The sequence below is a fragment of the Anabaena sp. UHCC 0187 genome, from assembly GCF_009712035.1.
Classification (GTDB): domain Bacteria; phylum Cyanobacteriota; class Cyanobacteriia; order Cyanobacteriales; family Nostocaceae; genus Dolichospermum.
This window is the reverse complement of record NZ_VILB01000013.1, coordinates 20,278-29,264: the sequence shown is the minus strand read 5'-3', so window position 1 is coordinate 29,264 and position 8,987 is coordinate 20,278. Positions and strand designations below refer to the sequence as shown.

At 39.5% G+C, this 8,987-nt stretch carries 8 protein-coding genes and 1 tRNA gene; 3 read left to right on the top strand and 6 right to left on the bottom strand.

The genetic code is table 11. From position 1 onward, the window contains the following. Together FJR11_RS13080 and FJR11_RS13075 are read right to left on the bottom strand one after the other, a co-directional pair. A partial coding sequence (locus FJR11_RS13080; protein ID WP_168504340.1) for a choice-of-anchor Q domain-containing protein occupies window positions 1-1,715 on the bottom strand: 1,715 nt, incomplete at its 3' end. A gap of 195 nt (window positions 1,716-1,910) precedes the next feature. Further along, window positions 1,911-2,261: a histidine triad nucleotide-binding protein gene (locus tag FJR11_RS13075; protein ID WP_168504338.1), complete on the bottom strand. Its 351-nt coding sequence runs from the start codon at window positions 2,259-2,261 to the stop codon at window positions 1,911-1,913. Window positions 2,262-2,416: 155 nt separating this feature from the next. On the opposite strand from FJR11_RS13075, the gene FJR11_RS13070 reads away from it, so the two are divergent. Beyond that, a complete protein-coding gene (locus FJR11_RS13070) occupies window positions 2,417-3,946 on the top strand; it encodes a YifB family Mg chelatase-like AAA ATPase (RefSeq protein ID WP_168504336.1) in 1,530 nt (509 codons plus the stop codon). 35 nt (window positions 3,947-3,981) lie between these two features. Here the strand turns inward: FJR11_RS13070 and FJR11_RS13065 are convergent, their stop codons facing one another. From FJR11_RS13065 to murA, 3 genes are all read right to left on the bottom strand, one after another. Then, on the bottom strand, window positions 3,982-4,734 hold the full coding sequence (locus FJR11_RS13065; RefSeq protein WP_168504334.1) for a Uma2 family endonuclease: 753 nt from the start codon (window positions 4,732-4,734) through the stop codon (window positions 3,982-3,984). Between the two features lie 117 nt (window positions 4,735-4,851). After that, a complete protein-coding gene (locus FJR11_RS13060) occupies window positions 4,852-5,946 on the bottom strand; it encodes a Gfo/Idh/MocA family protein (RefSeq protein ID WP_168504332.1) in 1,095 nt (364 codons plus the stop codon). A 129-nt stretch (window positions 5,947-6,075) separates the two neighbouring features. Then, entirely contained in the window at window positions 6,076-7,455 is a 1,380-nt protein-coding gene (gene murA / locus FJR11_RS13055) for a UDP-N-acetylglucosamine 1-carboxyvinyltransferase (protein WP_168505532.1), read from the bottom strand. 282 nt (window positions 7,456-7,737) lie between these two features. Here murA and FJR11_RS13050 point away from each other — a divergent pair. Further along, window positions 7,738-7,821 (top strand) — tRNA-Leu (locus FJR11_RS13050). A gap of 55 nt (window positions 7,822-7,876) precedes the next feature. Beyond that, window positions 7,877-8,671: an RNA methyltransferase gene (locus FJR11_RS13045; RefSeq protein WP_168504330.1), complete on the top strand. Its 795-nt coding sequence runs from the start codon at window positions 7,877-7,879 to the stop codon at window positions 8,669-8,671. On the opposite strand, the gene FJR11_RS13040 is transcribed toward FJR11_RS13045, so the two are convergent. Beyond that, the gene (locus tag FJR11_RS13040) at window positions 8,666-8,908 is read right to left on the bottom strand and encodes a hypothetical protein (protein WP_168504328.1); all 243 of its coding nucleotides are present in this window, start codon (window positions 8,906-8,908) and stop codon (window positions 8,666-8,668) included. The two genes, FJR11_RS13045 and FJR11_RS13040, sit on opposite strands and share 6 nt — an antisense overlap. Window positions 8,909-8,987 lie beyond the last annotated feature (79 nt).

Here is an 8,987-nt window from a genome sequence, read left to right as displayed (position 1 = left end):
ATCACATTTTGAGCAACATTCCAGTTTTGTGCTGTAAATATTAATTGATTGCTGCTAGTTGTGAGTTGATTACCACTGTTAAGAGTAACTGTCACATTTGCCGTCGGTTGACTGTTGAGAACTATGGCATAATTATCCGTTGTACCACCTTCAGTAACGTTGGTACTTCCTCCGCTTTGGGTAATAGTGACCCCTGCGTTACTGTTATTGCCATTTGTTGCACCATATTCAAAGGACCCAATATCTGGATTAGTATCTCGATTAAATCCTCTTGCATCAGTTGTTAAAATAGTTGTTGTCCCTGTATTAATCGCTGCACTACCAGCTAGTAAAGCATGGGTGAGAATACCACCACCATTATCTTTTAAAGTGGGATCAAGTTTGGGATCGGCAATGATCAAGCTAGAACTGCTAGTAATTTTGACATCGGTAGTATTAGGCCATTGAAGATTACCACCACCGTCAGTGAATAGCTTTTCAGTGTGAAGGTTGACAGGTCCCCAAGGATTACTAGCCGTGCTGTAGGCAACAATTGTATTTTTCAGAGTGACATTAGAACCACCACCCCAAAAAGCACCACCTAGAAATGATTGATTGTAGGCAATAGTGGTATTAGTAATGCTGACTGGGTTGCTACCGTTAGCAAAACGTATGGCCCCACCGAAACCATCATCTTGACCATCATCGGCTTTATTGCCAGACAATGTACTGTTAACAATGTTACCTGTGCTATTTTCTCCCAGCCACAATGCACCACCTTGACTCAAAGCGGTATTGTTAGCAATAGTGGTATTAGTAATAGTAAAGTTATTCTTACCACCAATTCTAATTCCAGCCCCGAAGGAGTGATTTTGAGTATCTCTAATAACTTGATTATTGATAATGGTGGAATTTTCAACTACCACTTTGTCTGTACCATAGCCATACAGGTACATTGTGCCACCTTGTCCTGAACCTGTATTTTGATCAAATACACTGTTCCGAATGGTAATAATATCACTGGCAGTATTAGTACCATCTACGAAAATTGCTCCCCCATGACCCATTGATACTCCTGGGGGTGGATTAACAGAACCGCCGATAATAGTATCGTTATTTTTAAAGGTGGAATTTTCTACTGTTAATGCTACTAATACGCTGTAAATTGCTCCTCCATTGATGCCTTTGTTGTTGGTAAATTCAGAACCTTTAACAACTAAGATACCGTCACTATCAGTAGCTATTGCTCCACCACCACGTTCAGTCTTTGCCCCTGTTCCATTATTAGCATTAAATTTAGAATTAATTACAGTGGTGTTAGCTTTATAGCCGCTAAAAATAGCCCCCCCTCCGTAATCAGAAAAATTATTATTAAATTGACAATTCTCTACTGTTAAAATTGTGCCTGATTCACCAGTTTTAATTGCTCCTCCTGCACCATTTTTATCACTACCGGTAGCACGACCATTAACAATAGTTAAATTGCGAAACGTTGCCTGTAATGCTTGTACTTCAAATACTCGACTGGCGTTATTACCACTAATCTTTAAATTAGCCGCAGCCGCACCATCAAAAATAAGGTTTTTATTAACAGTTAATTGTCCACTAGTTAAGGTGATAGTTTGGTTAGCAAGATTAGATGCAAAGGCAATTGTGTCTCCGGCTACGGCATTAGCGATCGCTTGTCTTAAAGAACCGACACCGCTATCATTAGTATTTGTAACTGTAATTATCATGGAATTTCCTACACTTAGTATAAATATAAATCAAACTTCATTGAAACTTACTTATTCTTAAAGTACCACAGTAATTTTACTTAATATCATAAAATATTCATCTTGTTTTGAAGAAACGACTACATCAGAGATATGGTAAATGATTTGTGCGGGCAAGATGCCCACAGTATAGTTAGATGATTTCAGATGGGACAATTAACCTGGAGGCCAGGACATAGGACGACGGCCGAGGATGTGTATATGTAGGTGATGAACTGTTTGACCACCATCAGCACCAGTATTCATAACTACGCGATAACCGTTTTCCAGTCCCGCTTCTGCTGCAACTTTCTGGACTATTAATAAAAGATGTCCCAAAAGAGTTTGATCTTCAGGTTCTGCGGTAGCTAGGTTAACTATGGATTTTTTGGGAATGACAAGGATGTGAACTGGTGCTTGGGGGTTAACATCTGTAAAGGCCAGGGCTAAATCGTCTTCATAAACAATATTCGCGGGAATTTCTTTACGAATGATTTTGCTGAAAATGGTTTCTGTGTTCGGACTCATGCGGTTTTACTTACTCATCTGTTAAAGATTTTAAGCGATGCCTGTCTCAGAGTTCAAACTTTAGAGAAAGTAAAACTCAATTTTGTGATTTCACTCATTGTTAATACACCCAAAAATCTGCTTTGATATGATCAAGGTTTATTCATATATAAAAAATGCTGGCTAGAGTTTGGAGTGCATCTATCATCGGGATTGACGCGGTTAAGGTAGGAGTAGAAGTTGATGTTTCCGGGGGTTTACCGGGAATTGTGATTTTAGGTTTACCAGATTCCGCAATTCAAGAATCTAAAGAACGGGTAAAAGCAACTTTGAAAAATGCGGGTTTTGCTTTTCCCATGCGGAAAATTGTCATTAACTTAACTCCCGCAGATTTACGCAAGGAAGGGCCAGCTTTTGATTTACCGATTAGTGTGGGAATTTTAGCAGCTTCTGAACAAGTTAACGCCGATTTGTTAGGCGATTTTTTATTTTTAGGTGAAGTTTCTTTAGATGGTAGTTTGCGTCCGGTTGCTGGTGTTTTACCGATTGCTGCAACTGCAAAGAAAATGGGAATTACGGGTTTAGTTGTTCCTATTGATAATGCCCAAGAAGCGGCTGTTGTCGAAGGATTGACGGTTTATGGTTGCAAAGATATTGCTGATGTTGTGGATTTATTAAATAATCCTAAGAAATACCAACCAGTAAAGTTAAATCAAACAGTAGAAACTTCCCAGTCAACATCTTTAAATTTAGCAGATTTGCAAGATGTCAAAGGACAAGCACACGCACGCAGGGCTTTAGAAATTGCGGCTGCGGGGGGACATAATTTGATTTTTGTTGGACCACCAGGCAGTGGAAAAACGATGTTAGCAAGGCGTTTATCGGGAATTTTACCACCTTTAAGTTTTCCTGAATCTTTGGAAGTAACACGCATTCATTCTGTGGCTGGATTGTTGAAAAATCGAGGTTCATTAGTTAGAGAAAGACCTTTTAGAAGTCCCCACCATTCCGCATCTGGTCCATCTTTAGTTGGTGGTGGTACTTTTCCTCGTCCTGGCGAAATTTCATTATCTCACAGAGGTGTACTTTTTCTCGACGAATTAACGGAATTTAAAAGAGATGTTTTGGAGTTTCTCCGTCAACCTTTGGAAGATGGTTTTGTGACAATTTCTCGAACTAAACAATCTGTTACTTTTCCTGCCCAATTTACATTAGTAGCCAGTACAAATCCCTGTCCTTGCGGTTATTATGGTGATACAATTCAAGGATGTACTTGTTCACCTCGACAACGGGAACAATATTGGGCAAAATTGTCTGGACCATTAATGGATAGGATTGATTTGCAAGTAGCAGTAAATCGTTTAAAACCAGAGGAAATTACTCAGCAACCAACAGGAGAAGCATCGAAATCTGTAGCGGAACGAGTGGAAAAAGCTAGAGAAAAAGCTGTAATTCGGTTTCAAAAAGAAGATTTACAATGTAATGCTCAAATGCAAAGTCGTCATTTACAAAAATGGTGTGAATTAGATGATGCTAGTCGGAATTTATTAGAAGCAGCAATTAGGAAATTAGGGTTATCTGCAAGAGCGAGCGATCGCATTCTTAAAGTAGCACGAACTATAGCCGATTTAGCAGGAGATGAAAATCTCAAACCCCAGCACGTAGCCGAAGCAATTCAATATCGGACAATTGATAGAATGCAATAATGTAGAAATGTTATATATTTCCACATTATTAGCATCTAATTTATAGGCAAATTATTGGGGTCAATCCCCTGAGATTGCAAATAAGCTATTAGCCGTTCTTTTTCCTGGCGTTCCTGTTCTGCCCGTTGGCGTTCTTGTTCAATCAATTCCACAGCCCAAGGCAACAAATTAACTGATTGATCCCACCATCTTAACCAATAGCCAGTGCGCCCTTCCTTAGCACCTCGCCAAGTTCCTAAAAATAGTCCCATTACCTCAATCCAATGATGACCATTCTCATCTGGTTGCTGTAATTCATAACGGCCATTTTCCAGTTGATAATATTCTAATAAACCGCTATCTGGCTCAAAAATGATGTAAATACCAACTTGTAAAATTTGTTCATAAAAAAACCATTTTCCCGGTGGATAGGTACGCTTAACTGAATATTCTCCCCCATCTTTATCTGACAAAAACTCCATCACTACAGCCGGTACATCCCCTTCTAAATTGGGTGTATAGCTTTTCCTTTCTGGTAATATCTCTTTAACTGAAGGAATATATACCCAATCTGGTGCTTTAGCCACAAATTGCTCATTTAATGTGGCACACAGCCCAAAATTGGCAGCAATTAACATTTGTGGTTGAATAAATTCACTGATTTCTAAACTTTCCCGCAAAGCCCCCGCTAATAGTGGCTGTCCTGTATTTTCCACTGGTTCATCCTCTAACTGAAAATCATCGGGTAAGGCTTCCCAGGAGATTACCAGTCCAGTCTGTAATTTGGTTTCACTGAGTAGGGTTGCCATAAACACTACCTTTGGTTGATTTATTTTTATTGTATCTTATCTACTAAATCAGATGAGAATATCTCTTTTTTCTCCACCTCTGTGCCTTTGCGGCGTGAAAAAAGATCATATTTTTACCTAATCTAAAAACTCCGCCAAACTTGGCACATTTACCCAACTTCCTGTTTGATGAGATTCATGGCATAAATCCATTAACAATTGTGAATAAACCCCTTCTTTTAAAGAAGGTATAGTTTGTTGATGATTAATAATTCCTTTTACCCATTCATCCACAACACGAAGAAAAGCGCAAATTCTCCCATCATTATAATGTTGAGGAAAGAGAAATTGTTGGGGAACTTCTATTGCTTTTAAAGATTCCCCAGGTTGAGAACCCCAAATCTGAAAACCATGAATATAGTCTTTTTGATTCTTGCTACCTAAAACCAAAGTTCCCTTATCACCATAAACTTCTATCCAATGAGTTCTTTCTGCATGAACAACCGCACTAATAGAAACTTGGCAGGGTGTACCATTTACCAATTCTAGAGATAATAAACAAGTATCATCAGTATCAACTGTTTGTAATTCTCCAGTTACTGGATTAACTCTTTCCGAAATAGCAGTAATTAAATGGGCGTTTAATTTGTGAACTGAACCAAATAACCAATTAATATAATCAAAAGCATGAGAACCTAAAGAACCTAATGCACCACCACCTTTTTCTTGACTAGAATACCAATTCCAAGGACGGGAAGTATCAGCGCGAGAAGAACCCAACCAATCAATTTTAATTAAGCGGATATTCCCCACATGATTGTCAGCCAGAAGTTGAGCAAAAAATTGCCATTCAGGAACAAACCGAAATTCAAAATCTACAGTGGCAATTACACCTTGATTTTTGGCTAAATGATATAATTCTTTAGCTTCATTGACATTTAAAGTTATGGGTTTTTCTAATAAAAGATGTTTACCAGCTTGCAAAACCTGTTTAGCCATTTCATAGTGTAAAAATGGCGGTGTGGAAATGCTGACAGCTTCAACTGTCGGTAAAGCGAGAATTTCTGCTAAATTGTCGCTTGCATAGGGAATATTATGAGTTGCAGCAATAGTTTTTGCTTTATGAATATCTCGATGATAAATAGCGGCAATTTCTGTATTATGATGTGCTTGAAATCCGGGAATATGGACTTTTTGACCAAATCCTGTGCCAACAACTGCTACCCCAATCATGTTTGTTTTTATGAAATTTACTTAATAATAATTGTACAGATTAATTGGATTTTAAAAAAGTTAATGGCGAAAATTATCAATAGATAAAAACAATCGCCATTAAGTTAACAAATACAAAACCCTTTCACCTTAGATAGAAACTGAGGCTGGAGGATTAATATTATTCGCAAGTAAATCTGCATCTTTTGACGCTTCATTTACACGAATAATTTTTGCTCCTAATTGCTGCAACTTCAGATCCAGTCGATCATAGCCTCGATCTAAATGGTGTAATCCTTGAACAGTGGTTGTTCCAGACGCTGCCAATCCGGCGATAACTAAAGCTGCGGAAGCTCTTAAATCTGTACCTATAACTGGTGCGCCCGATAACATTGGCACTCCCCGCACAAAAGCAGTGTTACCCTTGACACGGATATCTGCACCCAAACGATTCAACTCAGAAGCATGACGCAAGCGATTTTCAAAGACTGATTCATTAATGATACTGTCACCTTCGGCTACAGTTAATAAAGCCATGAAAGGTGCTTGCATATCCGTGGGAAACCCAGGGTGGGGCAAGGTATCAATATTGATAGCTTTGAGCGTTTTCGCCGGCAAAATCCGTAAGCAATCTTTCCCTTCCTCAATAATTGACACACCAATCTCTTGCAACTTAGCAATGACGGGGATTAAATGATCCGGTACAACTGGGGATAGAAGAATTTCAGAGCGGGTGATTGCGCCAGCAATTAATAATGTCCCTGCTTCAATCCGGTCAGGGATGATAGTATAATCAGTTGAGTGTAATTTAGGTACACCAACTATAGTGATTGTACTTGTTCCTGCCCCTTGAATTTTTGCGCCCATTGAGATGCAGAAATTAGCTAAATCCACTACTTCTGGTTCTCTAGCAGCATTGTCAAGGATAGTTTCCCCATCTGCCAGGGTAGCAGCCATCATTAAGGTTTCTGTCGCGCCGACACTGGGAGTATCTAAGTAGATTTTCGCGCCTCTTAACCTACCATTATTTCCGGGAACATGAGCATTACAAATACCATGTTCAATTTGCACCTCTGCGCCCATTGCTTGCAGTCCTCTGACGTGCAAATCTACTGGTCTAGCTCCTATGGCACAACCCCCTGGCAGGGGCATCTGTGCCACTCCTAATCGGGCTAAAATTGGACCAATGGCAAAGAAACTAGCTCGCAGTTGGGTGACGAGTTCATAGGGGGCTTTAGATGTGGTAATTTCCCGCGCATCAACATCTAAAATATCCCCGTCTCTATTTAAACGTAGTCCTAAAGCTGACAAAACTTGTCCCATTCGCGCTACGTCCGCTAATAAGGGAACGTTACGAATCCGACAATCACCGGAACAAAGGAACGTTCCTGCCATGATTACCAGTGCGGAATTCTTAGCTCCGCTAATTTTTACATGACCCCCCAAAGGATGCCCACCACAGATTTGCAAGACTGAGGAGTCTGCTTCTAGTGAAGACTTGGCATCTGGTAAGCTGCTAGAAGAATTAATAAGCCTACCTCCAAAAGTAAGTAATTATAAAGGTTTGATGTTGGTTTTGATTCTATGTTGATCATCCTCTAGCTAAAAGCTGGAAGATTTTTCTCTAAGTTGTCAAATTCCATAAAGTCGTTAGATTCTATCATGCAGTATGCCAGCTTGATTGGAAAAATGGGGATTGGCTAAATGTGATCACAATTTTAAAATTACCCTGTCTCTATTCTGGCAAATTTTTGCTTGACAAATACAAATGATTAGGCAATAATGATAAACTGTTAATAAGATTCAATTCTAGCGGAACTGGCGGAATTGGTAGACGCGCTAGATTCAGGTTCTAGTGCCTTCACGGGCTTCCGGGTTCAAGTCCCGGGTTCCGCATATCAATATATCAATTTTGGATTGATCTCAAATCCGAAATTTAAATTCTAAAATTGTGTTAACAAGTTTACAAAATTCCCTAGTTAAACAAATCCGCAAGTTGCACTCCACCAAGGAGAGAAATAAGCAACAACTATTTTTATTGGAAGGAACGCATTTATTAGAGGAAGCTTGTGCGGTTGGCTATCCCTTAGATGCGGTATGTTGTACTCCTCAATGGCAAGTAACACATCCTCAATTGTGGGAAATTATTTGTGGTCAATGCTATCGTGTTGAAATTGTCAGTCCAGAAGTTTTAGCGGCCATGGCCACAACTGTCAATCCTGATGGTATAGTGGCAATTGCTCAAAGAGAGGCACAATCAAGACAAATTCCGTTTACTGGTTTAGTTCTGGCTTTGGAAACTGTCCAAGATCCTGGTAATTTGGGAACGATGATTCGCACAGCGGCAGCGGCAGGTGCATCCGGTTTGTGGTTGAGTGAAGATAGTGTAGACTTGGATAATCCCAAGGTTTTACGGGCTTCTGCGGGGCAATGGTTTCGTTTAAATATGGCTGTAAGTGAAGATTTGAAAGCCACGGTGCAACAAAGTCAGCAAGCAGGAATGCAGGTAATAGCCACCTTGCCCAGTGCTGATTTAACTTATTGGCAGGTAGATTGGCGTAAACCTAGTTTAATACTGTTGGGTAACGAAGGCGCAGGATTATCAGCGGATTTAGCCGCGTTGGCAGATATCCAAGTAAAAATTCCCCTCAGTCCTGGGGTAGAATCATTAAATGTGGGAATTACTGCTGCTTTAATGTTATATGAAGCTCAGAGACAGAAAATTTCTGGATCATCTCAGTTATAGATTTTTGGTTTTATTTGTTCTTCTCTGTAAATACTGTTCAATGTCAGCGACTGCATCCTCCCACGCATCTAAATCAATAATATCAGTATGCTTACTGATGACTTGATGTAGAGAACCATTGGCATTTGATTCTGTAACTACTTCATTTTTAGCTTGAACAATATCTTCTAACTGATTCAGGGATTGCTGAAAATCTTGTTCAGCAAAATTGCGCTGATTGTGCTGTATAGGTTTCATAATCTTTAGGGGAGAATCATGATTTAGATCCGGGATTACGCTTGCTAATCCAACCAATGTGAGAGATTTAATCCTATTG